18 protein-coding genes are annotated in these 21,725 nt (G+C 42.0%); 12 read left to right on the top strand and 6 right to left on the bottom strand.

The genetic code is table 11. The annotated features are described in order from the left end of the window. Positions 1-20: 20 nt before the first annotated feature. The 4 genes from ACH11B_RS26060 to ACH11B_RS26075 all read right to left on the bottom strand — a co-directional run bounded on the left by ACH11B_RS26060 (position 21) and on the right by ACH11B_RS26075 (position 4,936). Positions 21-599 (bottom strand): GNAT family N-acetyltransferase, encoded by a 579-nt coding sequence (locus ACH11B_RS26060; RefSeq protein ID WP_377611217.1) that lies wholly within the window; start codon positions 597-599, stop codon positions 21-23. 898 nt (positions 600-1,497) lie between these two features. Further along, entirely contained in the window at positions 1,498-2,310 is an 813-nt protein-coding gene (locus ACH11B_RS26065) for a DUF4249 domain-containing protein (protein ID WP_377611219.1), read from the bottom strand. Positions 2,311-2,327: 17 nt separating this feature from the next. Beyond that, a complete protein-coding gene (locus ACH11B_RS26070; protein ID WP_377611221.1) occupies positions 2,328-4,652 on the bottom strand; it encodes a carboxypeptidase-like regulatory domain-containing protein in 2,325 nt (774 codons plus the stop codon). Positions 4,653-4,711: 59 nt separating this feature from the next. Continuing rightward, complete coding sequence (locus ACH11B_RS26075) at positions 4,712-4,936, bottom strand: hypothetical protein (protein WP_130856679.1); 225 nt, start codon at positions 4,934-4,936, stop codon at positions 4,712-4,714. 302 nt (positions 4,937-5,238) lie between these two features. On the opposite strand from ACH11B_RS26075, the gene ACH11B_RS26080 reads away from it, so the two are divergent. Next, a complete protein-coding gene (locus tag ACH11B_RS26080; RefSeq protein ID WP_377611223.1) occupies positions 5,239-6,315 on the top strand; it encodes a sensor histidine kinase in 1,077 nt (358 codons plus the stop codon). Further along, positions 6,312-7,028 carry a LytR/AlgR family response regulator transcription factor gene (locus ACH11B_RS26085; RefSeq protein WP_377611225.1) on the top strand — a complete coding sequence of 239 codons (717 nt, stop codon included), beginning with the start codon at positions 6,312-6,314 and terminating at the stop codon, positions 7,026-7,028. Before ACH11B_RS26080 ends, ACH11B_RS26085 begins: the two co-directional genes overlap by 4 nt. Positions 7,029-7,131: 103 nt before the next feature. Here ACH11B_RS26085 and ACH11B_RS26090 read toward each other — a convergent pair whose 3' ends face one another. Next, positions 7,132-8,229 carry a Fic family protein gene (locus ACH11B_RS26090; RefSeq protein WP_377611227.1) on the bottom strand — a complete coding sequence of 366 codons (1,098 nt, stop codon included), beginning with the start codon at positions 8,227-8,229 and terminating at the stop codon, positions 7,132-7,134. A gap of 469 nt (positions 8,230-8,698) precedes the next feature. Here ACH11B_RS26090 and ACH11B_RS26095 point away from each other — a divergent pair, with 469 nt between their 5' ends. The 7 genes from ACH11B_RS26095 (at position 8,699) to ACH11B_RS26125 (ending at position 15,697) form a co-directional block, all read left to right on the top strand. Continuing rightward, positions 8,699-9,277, top strand: coding sequence for a Crp/Fnr family transcriptional regulator (locus ACH11B_RS26095; protein ID WP_130856675.1), 579 nt, complete (start codon positions 8,699-8,701; stop codon positions 9,275-9,277). A 385-nt stretch (positions 9,278-9,662) separates the two neighbouring features. Beyond that, on the top strand, positions 9,663-10,352 hold the full coding sequence (locus ACH11B_RS26100; RefSeq protein WP_149106072.1) for a hydrolase: 690 nt from the start codon (positions 9,663-9,665) through the stop codon (positions 10,350-10,352). Between the two features lie 57 nt (positions 10,353-10,409). Continuing rightward, positions 10,410-12,185 (top strand): amidohydrolase, encoded by a 1,776-nt coding sequence (locus tag ACH11B_RS26105; protein ID WP_377611229.1) that lies wholly within the window; start codon positions 10,410-10,412, stop codon positions 12,183-12,185. A gap of 43 nt (positions 12,186-12,228) precedes the next feature. Then, positions 12,229-13,593, top strand: coding sequence for an alginate export family protein (locus ACH11B_RS26110; protein WP_377611232.1), 1,365 nt, complete (start codon positions 12,229-12,231; stop codon positions 13,591-13,593). Positions 13,594-13,693: 100 nt separating this feature from the next. Beyond that, positions 13,694-14,449: a M17 family peptidase N-terminal domain-containing protein gene (locus tag ACH11B_RS26115; protein ID WP_377611234.1), complete on the top strand. Its 756-nt coding sequence runs from the start codon at positions 13,694-13,696 to the stop codon at positions 14,447-14,449. A 374-nt stretch (positions 14,450-14,823) separates the two neighbouring features. Continuing rightward, positions 14,824-15,261 carry a hypothetical protein gene (locus ACH11B_RS26120; protein WP_377611236.1) on the top strand — a complete coding sequence of 146 codons (438 nt, stop codon included), beginning with the start codon at positions 14,824-14,826 and terminating at the stop codon, positions 15,259-15,261. 103 nt (positions 15,262-15,364) lie between these two features. Further along, a complete protein-coding gene (locus ACH11B_RS26125) occupies positions 15,365-15,697 on the top strand; it encodes a helix-turn-helix domain-containing protein (RefSeq protein WP_377611238.1) in 333 nt (110 codons plus the stop codon). Positions 15,698-15,765: 68 nt separating this feature from the next. On the opposite strand, the gene ACH11B_RS26130 is transcribed toward ACH11B_RS26125, so the two are convergent. Beyond that, positions 15,766-16,221, bottom strand: coding sequence for a DUF305 domain-containing protein (locus ACH11B_RS26130; protein ID WP_377611240.1), 456 nt, complete (start codon positions 16,219-16,221; stop codon positions 15,766-15,768). Between the two features lie 403 nt (positions 16,222-16,624). Here ACH11B_RS26130 and ACH11B_RS26135 point away from each other — a divergent pair, with 403 nt between their 5' ends. The 3 genes from ACH11B_RS26135 (at position 16,625) to ACH11B_RS26145 (ending at position 21,725) form a co-directional block, all read left to right on the top strand. Beyond that, on the top strand, positions 16,625-17,173 hold the full coding sequence (locus ACH11B_RS26135) for an RNA polymerase sigma-70 factor (RefSeq protein WP_149106075.1): 549 nt from the start codon (positions 16,625-16,627) through the stop codon (positions 17,171-17,173). A 75-nt stretch (positions 17,174-17,248) separates the two neighbouring features. Then, positions 17,249-18,223, top strand: coding sequence for a FecR family protein (locus ACH11B_RS26140; RefSeq protein WP_149106076.1), 975 nt, complete (start codon positions 17,249-17,251; stop codon positions 18,221-18,223). Positions 18,224-18,239: 16 nt separating this feature from the next. Next, the gene (locus ACH11B_RS26145) at positions 18,240-21,725 is read left to right on the top strand and encodes a TonB-dependent receptor (protein ID WP_377611242.1); all 3,486 of its coding nucleotides are present in this window, start codon (positions 18,240-18,242) and stop codon (positions 21,723-21,725) included.

The following is a 21,725-nucleotide window of genomic DNA, read 5'->3' on the forward strand; positions in this document are numbered from 1 at the left end:
CATTAACCGGTTATTATACATTACCGTCGCGCGCTACGCAACATGGGCCGTAAAACCGGTGAATTGCCTGATTGGATTTCGCCAATAACTTCAAAACCATGTTGCTCATATAGTGGTATATTCTTCGGGTTCGAAGATTCAAGATAGGCGATCAATCCATCCCTGTCGACGGTCTTGAGCGCCTCCGCCATCAATGCGGAGCCCACTCCCGCCCCTTGAAAGGCCGGGTCTACACCTATCATCGGCAAATACCAGTGCGGCTCGGTTGGATGAAATTTCTCCATCTGTTCAAAAATCCCCGGCATATCTTTTTTCACCTCCCCTTCCACATTTTCATCGAACAGCTTCATTAAAGCTTCCTCATCAGATCGGGCACCGGGTCGCAGCCACAAAGCAGCACCGGCAAAGCCATTAGCCAGGTAGGCTGTCCCCTCAGTAAATGAGTTTCCGCCAAAGGCCTTGGCTAAGGCGGGAAATACGGCTAAATATTTTGCGGGGTCCGGTAAAGACCAGCGCGCCATCGGATCAGCGCTGAAAGCTAAAGTCAATGCAGCGAAGGCACCTGCTTCGTCCGATATTTGAGCAATCTTGATCTCCATAGGCCATTTCTTATTTCCAAGCTCGTTGGTCTATCCAATAATAAACACCGTTCTCCCCGGTTTGTTTCTTTTGAGGTTTTTATTGTTATCCCTTGCTATGGTTTAGCTATCGGATGTCAGCGATCAATAGGTGTAAGCTTTTAAGGCCGTATGCTATAAGCTGTAGGCTTTAGGTATCACCAGCCCCATCATGACATTAGCTCATCATCACATTAGCTCATTGGCTATTTCCAGCTTTCAGCCATCAGTAGTCAGCTTTCCGCTATAAGGGACAACAAAAAGACTCATCATTCAACACTCATAACTCATCACTTATAAAATGCTCATCATCACATTGGCTCATTGGCTATTTCCAGCTTTCAGCCATCAGCAGTCAGCTTTCCGCTATAAAGGGCGGCAACAAAAAATTCCTGCCTACCGGCAGGCAGGCATCGCTCATCATTTGTATCGGCTTTTCTTCTAATTTTCATTGTTATTTTTTTTAATTAAAATTTTCATTTTCTTTTCCCCTTGATGGGAAAAGAAACAAAAGGATCAAGGCTGCATAATTTTCGCTAAAAAATTTACCCCTTCACACAACAGGCAACTCAACAACTCAACCACTTCCCTACTCAACTATTTAACTTCTCAACAACTTAACTACTCAACAACTTAACTACTCAACAACTTAACTACTTCCCTATCCAACGGTTCAACGCCATTGACTAATTGACCAATTAACTAATTGGCTCATCGGCTAATTGGCTCATCATCACATCGGCTAATCGGCTCATTAACTAATCTCACAACGAATAACCAATAACGAATAACTAATAACTAACAACGAATAACCAATAACCAATAACTAATAACTAACAACCAATAACTAACAACCAATAACCAACAAACTCCATCAATACTATTTCACCGTTATACTTTTTCTTTCCGTGGTATGTGCACTAAAATATCCCAATGATGTGGGTGTGATATTCGTAGGTGGGTCTGCCGGGGTTACGCTTCCACCCGGGCCATCGCTTCCCTGCTGCGAGGCCAATGAATACCAATAGGTGTAAATTGGCTTATCGATACATTGCATCTCCACCTCAACACGGTCGCCCGGAAGTACTTCTAAATCATTGTCATCATCGCCTAAAGGTAGATCCAATTCAACAGAACGTCCGTCGCTAAACCGATCGTCATTCACAAAATCGCGTTTAACAAGTACGCCGTTCAAGTACAAGACAAACCGGTATTGATTAGAAACGCCCGCAGGATCCTGATAATGGACACTGATTATCCGCGCATTTTCATTATCTCCGAATTCATCCTTTCGGGCGGTTATCGAATCCAATTTTACCGGGGAAGGCATTTTTGACCGGGCACTAAACGTTGTATCTCCCGTAAGCACCTTCAACGAATAAGTTCTTCCATAAACACCAGCCACCGTATCGGTTGTATATATACCGGCGGGGCCCTCCTTAAATATATAAGTGTTACCCGCGTCGTCTTCCACAGTAACTTGCGCGCCCGTCACAGGGGGATAGGTATTTGGTTCCGAGAAACGAACGTTGGTGCTAAGCCGAACAGTTTGCGCGCCCTGTTGATCATGAAAGTTTGCCTCTATCACCAGGCGTCCTATATCATCTCGTAGCTCGAGTTCAATCACCCTTTCGCAGGAGCATAGAAAAGAAACGATAAGGAGATAAATGATGCAGTTTATTGAATTTTTCATCCGTGCTTGTATAAATGTTAAAATTTAAAGTTCCAGGTTACAGAAGGTATCGGTATGGGAAACAGACTCGTCCGTACCGCCTCAGTAGTATTTGGATTGGTCTTGCTATCCCGAAAAGTAATTGCATAAGGATTGTGGTAGCCATATACGTTGTAAATACTAAAAGTCCAGCTCGAGTGATAGCGCTTATGCTCTTTTCCTTCTAGGGTAGCCCCTATATCCAGCCGGTGCGTAGCCGGTAGGCGATACCCATTGCGTTCCGAATAAGAAAACCTGGTTCGATCGCCGAGGCTATACTTGCCGGTAGGATAAGTAACCGCATTGCCCGTTCCGTATATAAACGTACCGGAGATAGTCCAACGATCATTTAATTTGTAAATTCCCACGATTGAAAGATCATGCGTTCTATCCTGCCGTGCAGGGTAATAATTACCTTGGTTTATTGCATCAAACTTTCTTTCCGTGCGTGATAAGGTATAACCGATCCAGCCATTGAGTCGGCCGTGTCTCTTTTTCACAAATAACTCCATGCCGTAAGCCCTTCCCATACCATAGGTTAACTGTGATTCAGCATCCTGATTAACCATCAGTTCAGCACCGTCTTTATAGTCAATCTGGTTTTGCATCCATTTATAATAAACTTCAGCAGAGAATTCGTAATTATTATCGCTGAAATTCCGGAAATATCCGGTTGATAGCTGATCGGCAATTTCCGGCTTAATATTATTACTACTCATCACGTACAGATCAGTAGGCGTACTACTGGTAGAGTTGCTGAGCAAGTGTATATTTTGCGTATTGCGATTATAGGACAACTTAACCGAAGTCCGATCGTTCAACAGATAACTAGCAGAAAACCGTGGCTCCAGCATAAGGTAGGATTTCACCAGATCGCCTGAGCCAACTGCTGTAGTTGTTGAGACCGTCCCATCCGGATTGTATGTTTTAAACGTTCCGGGGCCCATCACAAACATCCCATTCAAGCGTAGCCCATAAAGCAATGTAAGCTTATCCGTTGGCTTCCACTCGTCGCTCGCGTAAACTGCAGCCTCATAACCGTATCGATCTTCTACATGGAGATCATTAAAACTGGAATTAGCGCTAGCGCGGATATCGCCCGGCGATATTTTGTGATGCACCACATTTGCGCCAAATTTGATGGCATGATTACTATTTAGTGTGTACTGAAAATCCTGTTTCAGATTAAAATCCCGTATACGCGAGGTAATCTTAACATCCTCCTCATTTTGAAACTGTTGAACGGCGTACCGATAATTACTGTAAATCAGGGAAGTATTAGAAAACAGCTTACTACTGAACAAGTGATTAAACCGTATAGTAGCCGTGCTGTTGCCCCAATCCGTCCCGAAGATATCCTGCACGCCCAATACGTCCTTACCGAAATACCCCGATAAATAGAGCGCGTTCTTGTCGTCAAAATGATAATTGGCTTTGGCGTTCAGATCATAAAAATATAAGGTACTGCTATTAACCGTAGAATCCGAGGAAGCCTTCAGAAATAGGTCCACATATGTTCTGCGGCCGCTTATCATAAAAGATCCTTTATTTTTCACAATCGGCCCTTCCACCTTTAAACGAGAAGCAATCAATCCCAGGCCACCCTCAACGGTAAATCTTTTATTATTGCCCTCATTCATCTTTACATCAAGCACAGATGATAAGCGCCCTCCGTATTCAGCGGGCATCCCACCTTTATAAATACTCACGTCTTTGATGGCGTCCGAATTAAAGGTAGAGAAAAAGCCCAGTAAATGAGATGCATTATAGACAGGCGCTTCATCCAGAAGAATAAGGTTCTGGTCGGCAGCACCACCCCGAACGTAGAACCCCGTGTTCCCTTCTCCTCCCGATTTAATGCCGGGCATAAGCGTGACTGTCTTTAAAATATCCCGCTCACCCATTACTACGGGCACCATATTGATCTGTGCCATATTGAGTTTCTCTACCCCCATCTGTGGCGATCGGATTTGATCATGATCTGAACGATCTGCCCGGATAACCACTTCCTCTAATGTACCCCTCGGTGTAAGCGATACGTTCAACGTTTGATTGCCATGCAATGAAACCTTTTCAACAACCGTTTCATAGCCTATATAACTAAACAACAGGGTGTGTTCTCCTTCCACGGGGGAGAGCGAATAAAAGCCATAGCTATTGGTGGTAGTACCTAAAGCACTAAAGCCCTGCACCCTTATGGACGCCCCGATAAGGGTCTCTCCTGTGCTGGCATCTTTGATCGTTCCATGGATCGTGAATTTCTTTTGCGCATAGCTACTTAAGCCTGGAAGTAGCAGGATAATTAAAAACAGTGATCTACTCATTAAATATAATTGATGTCGGTGAATGTGATACGTTGCTATTAGCCGAGGGTAGTTATTCGTTATAATTCATAAGCCATGTTTTCGCAGCAGATCCCCTCTGCTCGTAATAATTTTTCAATTGTTCGGGGATGCAGATCGGTTGAGACAAGCCGCAAGACTCTGTCGCAATCCGTAAGATCAAAACTCCATTGCCTAACCTTACCGGTTGATTCTAAAAGAGCGGCTAGCCGATTTACATCGTCCATACAATCAACGTCTGTTTTAAAAATTAGCACCTGATCCATAATCTCTTTTTTTATTTGAAAAATCCCTGCTGTTGCTCGGAATTAGTGTGGGACAAATGTATATGGAGGTATAATGTCCGGCTGTTTTTTTATACAAAGGGGGGTGGTTTTTTATACCAAATCCGGCTATCGGTCTTATTTGTATATGATGCCCGAAAGGCCGGTCAGAAGCATCCCCTAATACGGTGAAATTGGTAGGTTTATATAAAAAAAAGGTAGGTTTGTATAAAAATCAGTTTACGACAACAATCTTTTACCTTACTTTGGTATAGCATAATTGGGTGTGCTCACTAATATTGTAAATGAAAGACAATTCCTCCCGACAACACTGGTTTGTAGATTTTCTTGTCGAAGACAAGTATCGGATTTATCGGCATTTACTGATCTGGATTTACATCATCTTAACTGAAATTCCGAATTTCAATGGAACAAAGAGGTATGCAGGAAATTACGACCTATTTTATGGTGCTACAAAATTACTGCTATTTATACCGATGGTGTATATGAACATGTATATTCTTGTTCCCAAGCTATTGTTCAAAGACCGTTATTTCGTTTACTTATTTACAATCCTGATGATGATCCTGATCATGATATCGATCATGCAGGTGCTGTCAAACGGTATCTTCGACTACTTTTTCAAAACCTATCGATTGACAAACGATCAGGAGAATTACGGCCCACTTGCTACCATCATAGATAATTTGAACATATTGGGCATAGCCGTAATAGCCTCCACCTCAATTAAGCTATTGCAGCGGTGGAAAAAAGACTCCACACGGATTAATGATCTGGAAAAAAACACCTTGCAGATTGAGCTTCGTGAACTAAAGAACCAGATTAATCCACATTTTCTGTTTAACATGCTCAACAACGTCAATGTACTGATTTCAAAAGATCCGCAAAAAGCCTCAACCGTTATCAAGAAGCTATCTCAGTTTTTGCGCTATCAACTCTATGAAACTCGTGGACAGACCGTATCGTTACAGTCAGAAATTGAATTTTTACGGGATTTCTTAGCACTGGAAAAAATTAGGCGTGACGAATTTAGCTTTGAAATTACCAACGAACAACCTACCGATTTATTGGACACTTCAATACCCCCCGGTCTTTTTCTTACTTTTGTAGAAAACGCCGTGAAGCACAGTGCAGATACCGAAGCGCCTTCGAGCATTTCATTATGTTTTAAAAACATCGGAAAAAGGTTGATCTTTACCTGTGTCAATACAAAACCGAATGAACCTTTTTTTATACGAACGGGTGGGCTGGGACTTGCCAACATTATTCGTCGATTAGATTTATTATATGGAAAGAGCTACAAACTTGACATCGACAATGGGGACGATTTATATAAAGTAATCTTAAGTATACCGATATGAATTGTATTATCGTCGACGATGAGCCATTGGCCAGGGAAGGGATACTATTGCACCTGCAAGGAATTCCGGATATCGTCATATTAGGCAGTTTCAACAGTGCAAGAAAAGCCCATGATTTTATCAGCAACAATCCCGTCGATCTTATTTTTTTAGATGTAGAGATGCCCGGAATAAACGGGGTAAATTTTGCCGCATCACTTCCAAAGGAAATATTGGTGATTTTTGTTACCGCCTACTCCGAATATGCTTTAGAAAGTTATGAAGCCGATGCGATCGATTACCTCGTAAAGCCGGTTGAAAGAGAACGATTAGAGCGGGCCATCGCAAAGGCGTTTTTCTATCGCGGCCTTTTAGACAAGCAAGGGATTACAGAAAGTATCGAAAGTGATTTTATCCTTATAAAAGCCGAGCGGCGCTACCACAAAATTTTCTTCGACGATATTTTGTATGTTCAGGGATTAAAAGATTATGTCGTGATCTTTACAGAAAATAACAAGATCGTCACCGCCATGAACCTGAAGACAATTTCCGGATACCTAAAGCCCGGTCGTTTTGTCAGAGTGAGTAAATCTTACTTGGTAAACCTCAAGCGCATCGATTCGTTTGATGTGCACACTATTTATATAAAAAATGCCGAAATCCCGATCGGCGAAGTTTTCAAGCGGGCTTTTTTTGAAATATATCTAGGTAAAAATCTCCCCGATAGCTTGTGATTAGCTGTCAGCCATCAGCAGTCAGCTTTCGGCTATAAAGGGCAGCAACAAAAAATTCCTGCCTACCGGCAGGCAGGCATCACTTATTTCCACGAACGCGCATTTACAAAACCAATTCGTACCTAACAGATCTGCCGGCACCAATTTGATTTAAAATCCCTATAGCATGCAAATGCTGTAAATCTCGCGTAGCAGTTGCTTTAGAAGTTTTGGTTATCGCCATGAACTTTTTAGCCGTCATTCCACCTTCAAAGCCCTCCAATCCATTTTCCAGCATTCGTTTAATGACCTTTAATTCCCGCTCATTCAGAAGAGCGGTAAACCGATCAAAAAATTTGGCCTTTTTTACGGTGAACTCAACCAGCTCTCTTGCATTTCGTTGTGCCTCTACTATAACCTGCGTAAAATAATGAATCCATGCTGTTAAGTCTAAGCCCGCTTGTGCCTGCTTTAGTGCATCGTAATATTGCTTTTTGTCTTTTTCAATGGTTTTAGATATGGACAGCAAAACAGGGCTCCCGAGTGTGTTGGAGAGTGTATATTCGGCCAGGGCTCTTCCAACGCGTCCGTTTCCATCTTCAAAGGGATGGATAGATTCAAAATAAACATGGGCTACTGCAGCCTTTAACAAAGCCCGCATGATGTCGTCTTTTACGTCAAAATGATCGCGGTGAAACCAGTCCATAAACTGTTCCATCTCTTTTGGCACTTGGGAAGATGGAGGTGCCTCGTAATGTATAGTCTCTTTTCCATAAGCGCCCGAGACAACCTGCATCGGCTCTTCACCTTTACGCCATTCGCCTCCACTAATTTTGGGAAAGCCCTCCATTAAAAGTTGATGCCAATGCCGGATCATATTGAGAGACAACTTTTCCGCAGCATCTGTTCTAACAGTGGTCATCAATTTAGCTATCCCGGTCGCTCGCTTATCGCGAACGGGAGCTTCATCATTTAACCCTAAATTTCTCTTGATAGAAGACATAACATCTTCACGGCTCATATATTCTCCTTCGATTTCAGATGTTTTGATGGCCTCTGCTATCAGAACCTCTATTAGAGCCTCCTGCCTCAACTCATCATTCAAGCCGGTTATAAGACCACCTATCAAGCCGAGTTCCTTAGCAAATGCAACACCGGTAGATGCCAGGTGTGTTGTTGAATAGGTAAAATTGGGCCAATCTTTATATTGCCAGTTGTACATAATGAGCCGATTAGCATAATTAATCGGCTCAAATATAACGTTTTTTTGAGCCGATTAAAAGAAATAATCGGCTCAGGTCTTTGCTTTTTGTTAGACTTTCGCACTCATCATCACATTGGCTAATTATTTCAGCTTTCGGCTATAAGGGACAACAAAAAAAATTCATCATTCAACACTCATAACTCCTGCCTACCGGCAGGCAGGCATCACTCATCACTCATCACTTATTTGCGTCGGCTTTCAGTCGCACTAGCTTATTATCACATCGCCTCATTGGCTCATTGGCTAATCATCAAATTGGCTAATCATCACATTGGCTAATTATTTCAGCTTTCAGCCATCAGCTTCCGGAAAGAAAATTAAGCCGTATATTTACACGCTCATAGAAGTGCAGACTGGATAAGCAATTACAGCAGCGGAAACATTTTAAAAAAGCAATCGGCCAAAATTGAACTGCTAATACAGATTTATGTATTCAAATATTATTAACAATGTAAGCAAGCATATTACATTAACCAAAGATGAAACGCAATTCTTCACCGAACTGCTAACTTTCAAGAAAGTACCTAAAAAAACTATTCTGCTTCAACAGGGTGAGATTTGCAAATTTGAAGTTTATATCCAGAAGGGCTGCATCAGGTCCTATTATATTGACGAAGATGGCCTTGAAGTAACACTTTTATTTTCAGTAGAAGATTGGTGGGTAAGTAATATGGCCTCGTTTCACGAACAAACACCTTCACAGATGATTATTGAAACCATGGAGGACTGCGAGCTCTATATAGTGACCCCCCAAACCAAAGAAATACTTTTAAAGAAGATCCCTAAATTCGAACGATTCTTCCGCATCATCGTACAGCGCCATTTATGTACGTTTCAAAATAGAGTGCTTCATACGATCTCCAAGAGTGCAACAGACCGCTATTTAGACTTTTTGAAACTATACCCCGGCATCCCCACAAGAGTGGCACAACACTATATCGCCTCCTACCTAGGCATATCGGCTGAGTTTCTAAGTAAAATAAGAAAGCGTCTTTCCGGAAAATAATTTGGCGGACAACATAGCAGAATAAGCCTCGAAATTCCGGTTTTTGCTGAAATTAACGTTATATAAAAAACACCTGCGGCCAATACTCCACGTAAAGCAAAGCTATTTGTTTTGAATTGATCCCATACCACCTTCACCTGCCATCCTAAAGCGAGGTGGGTTTTTCGAAAATAAACATACCGCATTAAGCGGAAAGCGCCCTACTCCAAAGTGTCACATAAAAACTTTATGGGCTTATCATTTCTTGAACCAGTTCAATGGAAAGCGCCCATAGAGTCCCTAGTTTTGCTTAACAAAAAGCTTTGTACACGAACCTCTTAAAAAACATATCAAACACAAGGCAGAAACACAATTAATTATAGCAATCACAACAACAAAAACTAAAATGAAAAAGTTACTTTCCACATTCGCTGTCGTATCATTTTCAATAGCGGCATTTGCGCAAAAACCAAGCCCCGAGCTATTAAACCCTACCAACCATACGTTGGTAATGATTGATCACGAAGGGCAAATGTCTTTTGCCACGAAGAGCATTACAATGGATGAATTGAGGAATAATGTCGGTATTGTAGCCGGTGCCTCCAAAATATTTAAAGTGCCCACGGTGGTCACCACTGTGGCCGAGAAATCATTTAGCGGACCGGTATTTCCCGAGATAGAAGCGTTCTATCCACAATCTACAAGCGGTTATATAGACAGAACCACCATGAACACATGGGAAGATACAAATGCACACCAAGCAATTACCGGAAAGAATAAAAAGAAAATTGTTTTCGCCGGGTTGTGGACCAGTGTTTGTATCGTAGGCCCTACATTATCTGCTATCAGCGAAGGATATGAAGTGTACGTGATTACAGACGCTTGCGGCGATGTCAGTAAAGAGGCGCATGAGCAAGCTGTTACCCGTATGGTACAAATGGGTGCAAAACCCATAACTGCTATTCAGTATTTGTTAGAATTGCAACGCGATTGGGCAAGACAGGAAACCTACAAACCCGTAACCGATTTAGTAAAAAAATATGGCGGTGCGTACGGCCTCGGTATACTATATGCCCACGATATGCTAAAACACTAATTCTATCAATCGAAGCAGGCTTAGTTCCTGCTTTTGCATTAAATAACAGTTCACAACATGAATATAGTTAAAACGCTACCTCTCTTATTTCTACTTTTCAGCTCTATTGCGGTACACGCCCAAGAAGCGGACATCGTTATCATTAACGGAAAAATCACGACGCTCAGCGATGAAAACGCGGAAGTACAGGCAGTGGCCGTCGCCGGCAACAAAATTCTACAAACCGGAACCAACGCTCAAATACTCAAACTGAAAACAAGCAAAACAAAGGTAATAGACGCCCGTGGAAGCCGTATTATCCCCGGTTTATTTGACAGTCACTTGCACGTTATCCGTGGTGGCCGCTTCTATAATACCGAACTACGCTGGGATGGTGTTACTTCGCTAAAAAAAGCCCTGCAAATGCTCAAAGAGCAGTCGGCCCGCACACCCGAAGGGCAATGGGTTCGCGTAGTAGGTGGTTGGAACGAATACCAGTTTGAAGAAAAACGATTACCCACTTTGGCAGAAATCAATGAAGCCACTGGCGATGTACCTACCTTCATTCTTTACCTGTATGGCAAGGCCTGGCTCAACAAGGCAGGATTGAAAAAATTAGCCATCAACGGCGACACCCCTAATCCCTTCCAGGGTTTGATTGAAAAAGACACCGAAGGTAACCCCACTGGGCTCCTAGTGGCAGAGCCGAACGCATCGATCTTATATTCTACCTTGGCAAAACTGCCCGAGCTTTCGCACGATGAAAAGGTAAACTCAACGCTGCAATATATGACGGAACTTAACCGCCTGGGGATAACCGGCGTGATGGATGCCGGTGGCGGTTTCCAAAATTTTCCGGATGATTACGGCATTACCGACGAGCTGAATAAAGAAGGAAAAATAACGGTACGTTTGCCTTATTACCTCTTTGCCCAGAAAAAAGGTACAGAGCTTGCCGATTATAGCAAATGGACAGGAATGGTAGAAATAGACGATCACGGGCACAACGGTTTTAACGATGTAGATTATTACGTAGAAGGCGGCGGTGAGAATTTGGTAATGGATGGGGCCGATTTCGAAAATTTTCTTTTTCCCCGCCCCGAACTACCACCTACCATGGAAAAAAACATGAAGGAAGTACTCTCATTATTAGTAAAAAAACGGTGGCCATTTCGTATTCACGCCACCTATAATGAAAGCATCACCCGCTTCCTGAACGTGATTGAAGATATTGACAGGGAGACACCACTCAATGGGCTGGTTTGGTTTATTGATCACGCAGAAACGGTAACAGATGAAAACCTCAAACGTATAAAAGCGCTGGGCGGTGGTATAGCCGTGCAACATCGAATGGCCTATCAGGGCGAAAGCTTCATCCACCGTTATGGCAAAAAAGGTGCATTGGCAGCTCCTCCCGTGAAACGTATGTTAGCACTTGGGCTACCCGTAGGTTTAGGCACAGATGGAACCCGCGTAGCAAGCTACAATCCGTGGGTGGCCTTGTATTGGATTACCTCAGGTAAAACCATTGGCGGCACACAGGTAATGGCAAAGGATAATACACTGGACCGAAAAACCGCATTGGGTCTTTTAACCTACGGAGGGTACAAGTTGATTAAAGACACGTTAAAAGGAAAGATTGAAAAAGGATATTTCGCCGACCTGGCGATCCTCGATAAAGACTATTTCACGGTAAACGAAGAAGAAATCAAAAACATCACTGCTAAGCTCACCATTGTAGACGGAAAGATAGTATACGGAAATGAAGAATACAAAACCGTAGCACCCGCTACACTTCCGGTTATCCCCGCCTGGTCGCCCGTGAAGTATTTTGGCGGATACCAGAAAAATTAAGGTTTTAGCACCGTCCGAAGTTAAGTATTCTGAAAGTCAACGTATGAGGCCTATTTTATTATACTTGTTCTTATTGTCTGTACCGATGCATATGCTGGCGCAGCGTTTTCAGCTGATGCGGTATGATGAAGATTATTCAGCACTGAAAGACAGTACAAGAACTTTTTACAACAAGATAAAATACATCCCTCTTTCCCAAACCGGTGCTATTTACCTTTCACTTGGAGGGGAAGTACGCGAAGAATTGGATTACTCCGCCAATGAAGACTGGGGAGAAATGCGCGTTGGCCGAGATGTTTTTTTGCTTCAGCGTTATCAAGTCCACGCTGATTTGCATGTGGGAAATCGCATTCGTTTTTTCGGGCAATTGCGGAGCGGTTTAGAAAATGGACGCAAGAACGGTCCGCGCCGTATTGACGAGGATAAACTAAATGTCGAAAATCTCTTTGTTGATTTTCTGGCCTATCGCAAATTGGATAAAGCGCTTATACTTCGTGTAGGCCGACAAGAAATCCAATATGGCAGCGGTCGTTTGATTGACGTACGAGATGGTCCTAATCTTCGTCTTTATTTTGATGGAGCTAAACTTGCTTATGCATCACCAAGCTTAAATGTTGACGCTTTTGTTATGGCGGAGGCCAAAATAAACACTGGCTTTTTTGACAATAGCTCCACACGTGAAGCCAACCTTTGGGGTATTTACAGCACGTATATTATTCAGCAAAGTGGCAATTTTGATTTTTATTACCTCGGCATTAACCGTGCCGATGCTACGTTTGATGAAGGTGTAGCCAAAGAATCCCGGCATACACTCGGTGCCCGGTTTTGGAGAAGAGGCGGTGGTTTTATATATAATTTTGAAGGAGCCTATCAGTTCGGAAAATTCGGTATCGGCAATATAAAAGCGTGGACAGCATCAGCGGAGGTGGGCTATATGTTTGAATACATACCGGGGGCCCCTACCATAAACCTTCGCCACGATTACATTTCAGGCGACAAAACCAAGGGCGATGGTACATTGGGAACATTTAATCCCTTGTACCCAAAAGGGGGGTATTTTGGATTCAACCCCCAAGTGGGCCCCGTAAATTTAATAGACCTTCATCCTTACCTTGCATGGAATGCCGCTAAAAACGTAGCACTCACGTTGGATGTTGTGTTCAACTGGCGCTATTCTTTGCAAGACGGCGTTTACCGTCCCGATGGATCGTTCAACATGTCGTCTTCAAACTCCGCAAAAAGATACATCGGAACGGCATACCTCACAAGTGTATCCTGGGATATAAATCGTTTTTTAAATTTCAATATCGGCATACAATACTTTAAAACGGGAGATTACATAAAGGACGTAATACCGCAGTATAAAGACGGCTTCTTTGCAAGTTCCGTCATCGGATTTAAATTTTAACCAAAATGAAAGATAAACCGCCCCTATCTCCGCCGTTCTAATACACCGAGTTAACATGCCTGTATTGCTGTTATTAACAATAATATTAAATCGTATAAAAATGAAAAATCAACAACTCAGCTTTATTAAAGCAGTGACTTTACAAACCCTATGGATGGTATTTTTTGCTGCAGGGAGCATGGCTACCTTTGCGCAAACCGTTTCCACAAAAACCACACAAGCAAGCCCCGTAGGGACCTCAAAAGAGTGGGGCAGTGTTGATGGGATTTCATTAATTGGTTTGGTACAAGGGCCTTCCGCTGCCGTGGCCGATTTACAAATAGCCTGTGTGTTTGAATATACAGAAGGAGATATTTTTAATTCTCCACCTGCCTTACCTGCTGCTCTTAACGGGTTGGTTCACCTTGACGAAGCGCTGAAAGGTCAGCTCACCGAAATTCGTAAAACAGGTAAATTTGATGGGCACTTTCTGGAAACTTTTCTTATTACCCCAGACGAAAAAGTGCTAGGCGCAAAAAAACTATTGCTGATAGGGCTTGGTAACCGAAATAATTTTAACGAAGACATTATGATTTCCGTGGGAGCAATTGCCGCTCGCGAAGCGTTGAAACTAGGTGTTACTAACATAGCATTTGCCAGTGATTTGAAGGATGCGGGTATTGACAGTAAAACAGCCGTAGTATCCGGAAATGTGGTAAAAGGCATCATCAACGAATACCGCACACAAAATGGTTTAAAAACGCAAAAACTCGCTCAATTTAAACCATTGAAAAAAGTATACCTTCTTGCCGGGCCCTCGTTTTTTGAAACAGCAGGTAATGGCATCAAGGAAGCCATCACCGCTTTCAAGAATTGACAACCCCTGGCTTTCTCACAGAATCTTTGCCGGGCGCTCTGCTCGGCAAACTTAGCAGACAGTAAACTATAGATTTTAGTTATCGGATTTCGGCTGTCGGATGTCAGTCAGCTTCAGTCAGCACCAACCCATTACCAAATTAGCTCATTGGCTAATTGGCTAATTAAACCTCCCCTACTCAACCATTCGACTAGCCACTCCGTTTACTTTTTTACAGCAATCGCCAGAACTTCCGGAAAGAAAATTAAGCCGTATATTTACACGCTCATAGAAGCGCAGACGGGATAAGCAATTACAGCAGCGGAAACACATCGTTTGTCATTGCTGCATTTCTGGCAATGACAAACCTGTATAGCCAAAAACGCTTATTGAAAATGGAAAACAAGCCCCCCATCCGATTAAAGACCATCAGCGAATTTCATAAATCGCATGATTTAGCGCAGCCCGAGCATCCGCTTATCAGTGTCATCGATTTCGGCTCCGTTCCACGTACTGCCGATATCAGCACTAAAAGTTGGGCATTTGATTTTTATCAGGTATCGCTAAAAAGAGGTATTGATTTCAAAATGAAATACGGACAGCAGGCATACGAATTTGACGAAGGCGTTATGGGATTTATTGTACCGAATCAGGTTTTTAGGATTGCCCCCCCGTTCTGCCCAAGTTCATTCGGGTTGGATGTTGCTTGTACATCCCGATTTTTTATGGAATACGCCATCAATGAGGCCTTATTTTTATCAGAAAAAGAAGAAGCCACACTGAACGGGATTATCGAAAAAAATCCGGCAGGAATACCATGCGAATATCGATAAGTTCAGTAAGCAGATCATTATTTCGCAAATTGAAACCTTACTGGCTTATTCCGAGAGGTTCTACCACCGTCAGTTCATCACAAGAGAAAAATCCAATCATCAGGTGCTGCATCGTCTGGAAGAATTTTTAAATCATTATTTTGATCAGGACGATTTAATTTCGAAAGGCTTACCCCTTGTCCAAGATATTGCAGATCATTTGCATGTCTCCCAAAAATACTTAAGTACGCTCCTCAAAGTACTCACCGGGCAAAGTACGCAGCAACATACTCACAACAAACTGATTGAAAAGGCCAAAGAAAAACTTTCTACTACCAACTTATCGGTTTCCGAAATTGCTTATGCACTCGGTTTTGAACATTCCCAATCCTTCAGTAAACTATTTAAATCCAAGACAGACTTATCGACTCTGGCGTTTAGGCAATCATTTAATTGAAATAAACAATAAGAGCGCTGAACCTACAAGAATTCAGGCTTTTATAGGTTCGTGAACGGAGGTAATTTCTATTCCGCATGTTTCAAACTATCAATTAAGCTTTTCATTTCTGCAATTTCTTTCACCTGGGTTTCAATAATGCCGTCGGCGAGTTTGCGCACGCGTGGATCTTTGATATCCGCATTTTTGCTGGTCATGATGGCAATGGAGTGATGCGGAATCATGCCCCGCATATACTGTATATCAGCCACACCGATTTGCTTATGTACACCTACAAAGGAAAGGATGAATACCAGCAGCGACACAATGGTTATTGTGCGGTTTTTCTTCTTATTGGTGTACATCATTGGCATCCTGTAAAGCATGAGGATAGCCATGGCCGACACCATCAACAAGGTCATATAAATGCGCGTTATGTTGATGTAAATGTGGTCTATAGCGTTCACGTTCAGAAACATGATGGCATACATAATGATAAACGAGAGCACCAGGGTGATAGCCAATTTGTTATAATTCCTATTCATAATCTTTATCGTTATCTCTACGTGTTGTTATGAATACAAGCCTTGTAAGAAATTGTTTACAAAAAAGCTAAAGAAGCAGCTCACAAAATCTTTTCAGCTTTAGGCAGCACCAGCCATCATCAAATTGGCTAATCATCACATTGGCTAATTATTTCAGCTTTCGGCTATAAAGGGGGTAAAAAAATTCCTGCCTACCGGCAGGCAGGCATCACTCAACACTCATAACTCATCACTTCAAAAAAACTTACCCAACAAATCAACTACTCAACTAAATTCACAACTCCAACACTACCCATATTGTTAATTTTTTAGAAAAATTTATTATGAAATGTTAGCTTTGTTCTAAGCTTACAAACCGTAATCGACCAACATTTTCATGCGATATCCAAATTAAAAACACTTCATGTTGAGGAGTAAGGAAATAGAACATTATAAGGTGCTTTATCTCAAATATGCCCCTATGCTGTTACGTTTTGCCGAAAAATTTATCGACGCGCATTTCGTAGAAGATGTTGTCCACGATGTTTTTGTAAGGTTATGGGACAAGCAGATTTTCCGTCTGCCGGAATCGGAAGTGAAAAAGATTCTATATACAGCCGTTCGGAACGCCTGTATTGATCATTTAAGAAAGCTCAAACTGGCAAAGCGATTTGTGGACCATCATGCCATTCAGCTAAAACTAGATGAACTTGATTTTTTCAAGTCATCCGAAAGTATATTTATGCAGAATGATCTGATGGCTATCATTTTTAAACATATAGAAGAACTGCCAGAGAAAAAACAACAGATATTTCGAATGTCATATCTTGAGCAAATGAAAGCGAGTGAAATAGCACGAGATCTCAATTTGTCGGTACGTACTGTAGAAAACCAGCTATATCGAACCTTGCTTATTCTTCGTAAAAAGATTCCGATGGCTTTTATTTATCTATTTGTCTTTTTTAAAATATAACATGGCACGATAAATTAATTTTTTTTGTGAGTAGTTTTTATAAACTGTTCGTTACAGCTAAAACAGGAAAAAAATATGAAAGAAACGCCATACGAATTGTTCGAACAATACCTCCAAAACACGCTGGATACGGAGGCAGAACGAGCATTTTATGAGTGGGTAAACGCTAGTAACGAAAACAAACAACTGTTTTTTGAATTTAAGTTTTGGAAGGAAGCTGGCAATGAAAGCAAAGAAATCGACATCGAAGCAAGCTGGCAGCGCCTTCTTGCTAAACAAGATCCCGCACCCGCCAGAACCGGAAGCTTTTTGAATTATTCTTTTTTAAAATACGCAGCAGCAGTCGCGCTGGTTATAGTCGGCACACTCCTTTATCTGTTAATTTTTTCCAACAAAGATAATACGCCGGCAACTCTTTATATAACCGGCAACACAACCAAAGCGGATCAGCTTGTACTTCCTGACGGAACAAACGTCATGTTGGGCCCTAACAGCACCTTTTCTCTCGCTCCTGCCTTCAATGACAAACAACGTGTCGTCTATTTGAAGGGAGAAGCGCTATTTAATGTTTCACAGAACAAAGAGAAGGCATTTATCGTAAAAACAGCTTTGCAAGACATACAAGTTTTGGGAACAAAATTTAACGTACAAGCTTATCCAAATGACCTATACTATACGACAACGCTGTTAGAGGGGGCTGTTAGCATGACTACCAAAGGACTCCGTGAAAAAGCAATCTTAAAGCCTAACCAGCAACTGATCTATAACCGTAAAAGCAATTCGCAAAAAGTACAGGTTGTTGACGCCAACCGTTATGCATCTTGGGTCGAAGGTTATTATTACTTCGCAGATCAGACTTTAAATGAAATTTTAAGTAGGCTATCGCATATCTATGGCTTTAGTTTCCAAATCGAAAACCCTGCACTAGCGACTAAGAAATTTACAGGTACATTTAGGAAAGAGCAATCCATCGATGACATTTTAGCCATTATTAAGATATCCATTCCAATAACATACACCTTTACGAATAATAATATAATCATTAAGTGAATGGAGGTTTTTAACGATGGAAGTAAAAAATAACAACCTACCTATCTCTTTTCCGTATTTTAGCATACGACGCATGTCAATCCTGCTGATTATCATGTTACTCGCCGTAAGTCCACACTCGTTTGCACGAGAGGTGGATGACTATGCGCAAACAAGAAGACTCAACTTGTCCTTTAAGGCGGTAAACCTGCAAAGAGTTTTACAAGAAATTGAAAAGCAATCTGAGTTCTTGTTTTTTTATCAATCCGAAGATATAGACGTAAGCATTAAAATAACCATTGAAAGAAAAGACGCTACGATCCACCAGGTCCTTGAAGACCTTCGAAAACAAACCAAGCTAAAATATACCATTCAAAAAAAGCATATTATTATAACTGATGAAGGTCGCGAAAAGGAGAAGATATCTAACCCGTTGGCATCATCATCTTTTAACGATAAAGAAACCATTACCGGATGGGTACAAGATACGCTTGGAAATCGTATAATGGGAGTTAGTATTTTCTTAAAGGGTTCTCAAACCACCACATCGACTGATGAGCAGGGGCGTTTTTTTTTTAAGGCACCCTCAAAAGGAGTTCTAAAAGTATCATATGTTGGCTATTTATCCAAGGAAGTTAATTTTGACAATGACAGTCCATTAACGATCATTCTAAATGAACGCATTGAAAATTTAGACGAAATTATCGTCGTTGCCTACGGCGAACAAAAAGAAAGCATCAAGCTATCCGCTGTCAGCCATATTTCAGGAGTAGAGCTGAATAAATCCAATGCGGCTAACCTATCGAATACGATAGCAGGGCGTTTAGCTGGAGTAAGCATACGGCCTATAAGTGGCAAACCCGGCGAAGATAATCCAACTTTCTATATCCGTGGCGTTGCAACTACCGGTAATAAAAGTCCTTTAATTGTTATTGACGGTATCATTCGTGACAACATTAACCAAGTTAATATGAACGATATTGAATCCGTAAGCATATTGAAGGATGCCACTGCCATTGCGCCTTATGGATTAGGTGGTGCCAATGGCGTTATGCTGATTACCACTAAAAGTGGTAAAGAAGGGAAAGCAAAGTTGACACTGAATTCTTACTTCGGGATACAAAGGCCTACAGTTATCCCCCAAATGTTGAATGCCCAAGATTATATGCGACTAAGGAATGAGGCCTACCTGAATGACAATAACCATCAAATTCCTACAGGAGGCGCTTTACCCTTTTCAGAGCAACTCATTGCCGATTATCAGCAACTTCACGCCACCAACCCAGATGAATACCCCAATAGCAATTACATAAATGAGATGGTTAAATTAAACACACCTATTGAAAGTTACAGTGCACAAGTAAGTGGTGGAAGTCCTCAAACTAACTATTATCTTGGAGTTGGCTATTTTAATCAAAAGGGAATGTATGACAATCTATACTATAGGCGTTACAGCATAAATAGCAAAGTCGATTTTCAGGTGTTCAAAGACACGCGTTTGTTGCTATCCATGAATGGCACAGTAGAAAACCGGAATGCTGGACCCTCGCCCATCGGCATAAGCTATACGCCGATACATAGCCTTTACTATAGCAACGGTCTTTGGGGCGAATCAGGAGGTAAAAGCCCTTTAGGCGAATTGAACAGCGGATCTTATGACCGTTTCAATAATAACACGCTTCTACTAAGTGTTGGACTTGAGCAAAAACTTCCTTTCATTAAAGGTTTACGTGCAAAAGCCGTATTGAGTTATGATCCTAACTTCCAGTATAGAAAAACCTGGACCAAACCTTATTATTATTACCTGTTCGATAGCCGCGCCGAAACGAATCGCTTTACCCGTACGGTGAATGGCCAGGAAATAACCTCTTTACGTCAGCAAGACGACAAAAATGATCGGTACACCGGTCAATTTTATTTAAACTACAATCGCAGTTTCGGCAAGCATGAAATAGGCGGGCTTGCCGTTTTTGAAGCACGGGATACCAGAAACCGATGGATAATGGCCGCGCGCCGTGGGTTCCAATTAGAGCTAGATGAGTTAAATTTCGGCCCCTCCGACAAAATCCAGTTTGACAATGCCGGTTCAAGCTCAAGAGCCACCCAAACGGGATTGGTTTACCGTTTCAATTATAGCTACAGTCAAAAATATTTAATGGAAGCTTCGGGCCGATATGATGGTCATTCTTTTTTTGCGCCGGGACGACGGTGGGCTTTTTTTCCCGCTTTCTCATTCGGTTGGCGAATTTCAGAGGAAAGTTTTTTAAAAAATAAGACGAATTGGCTGAACGATCTCAAAATACGCGGCTCATGGGGGAAAGCGGGGAACTTAACCCCCAATGCCTTCCAATACCTCTCTGTTTACAATCTTATCAATAACGCATATCTATTTGGCGACAGTTTTGTTCAGGGGTCAGAAATGCGTCGCGAACCAAACCCATCCATTACCTGGGAAGTAAGCAGAAGCAGCAACATTGGTATCGATGCGACACTTTTCAACGGCCGTATTTCGGTAGCGGCCGATGTATTCCAACAAAAAAGAAGTGGCATGTTGCTATCACCCAATGTGACTGTCCCCGTTGAATACGGACTCGCCCTTGCGGAAGAAAATGCAGGCGTTATGACTAACCGGGGCGTAGAGTTTGAGTTGGGAGGTAAGCATTCATTTGCGAATGGCCTAGCATTAAATGTTAACGCCAATTTCAGTTATGCCAAAAACAGAATGGATCAGGTTTATGAATCACTCGATACTTATAACAACACCCATAGGCGTCGCACAGGAAGACCTTGGCTCACACCTTTTGGCTATAAAGCTGTAGGGTTGTTTTCAACGGCAGATGATAAGAACGGAGACGGAATCATTAATGCGAATGACGGTTATTACATTGATCAATTCGGCGCTATCCTATATCCAGGCGATGTAAAGTACGCCGATTTAAGCGGACCGAACGGCCAGCCCGACGGGAAGATTGATTCATGGGATGAGACCGTTGTCGGTTATGCACCATATCCACGTATAACTTATGGTTTTACCTTGGGGGCAAGCTGGAAAGGATTTGATCTGAGTGCGTTTTTTCAGGGAGCAGCACAAGCGAGCATTAACATTCAAGGATATCAAACAATCCCTTTCAGACTGAATAATGCCAACGTATCCTATGAATATTTCAATAATTATTGGCGCCCGGATAGGCAAAACGCAATTTACCCACGGATATCGCAGGCTCCGGCTCAAAAAAACACAACAAATCTACAATATTCAAACGGCTTTGGGCCTTATTCAAGTTCTTTTTGGATGCGAAACACTAATTATCTCCGATTAAAAAACCTGGTTATCGGTTATACATTGCCCAAAAAACTGACACAAAAAGCAGGCATTTCAGCCCTTCGCTTTTATCTTTCAGGCGATAACATTTTTACTTGGAGTAGTTTAAACTTCATGGATCCTGAAACTAATTATGAATCACGCGAGGAGTCTTATCCGCTCCAAAAAAATTACACAGTTGGCATGAATATCTCCTTCTAA

The organism is Olivibacter sp. EAT-5 (genome assembly GCF_044784325.1).
Taxonomy (GTDB): Bacteria; Bacteroidota; Bacteroidia; order Sphingobacteriales; family Sphingobacteriaceae; genus Olivibacter; species Olivibacter oleidegradans.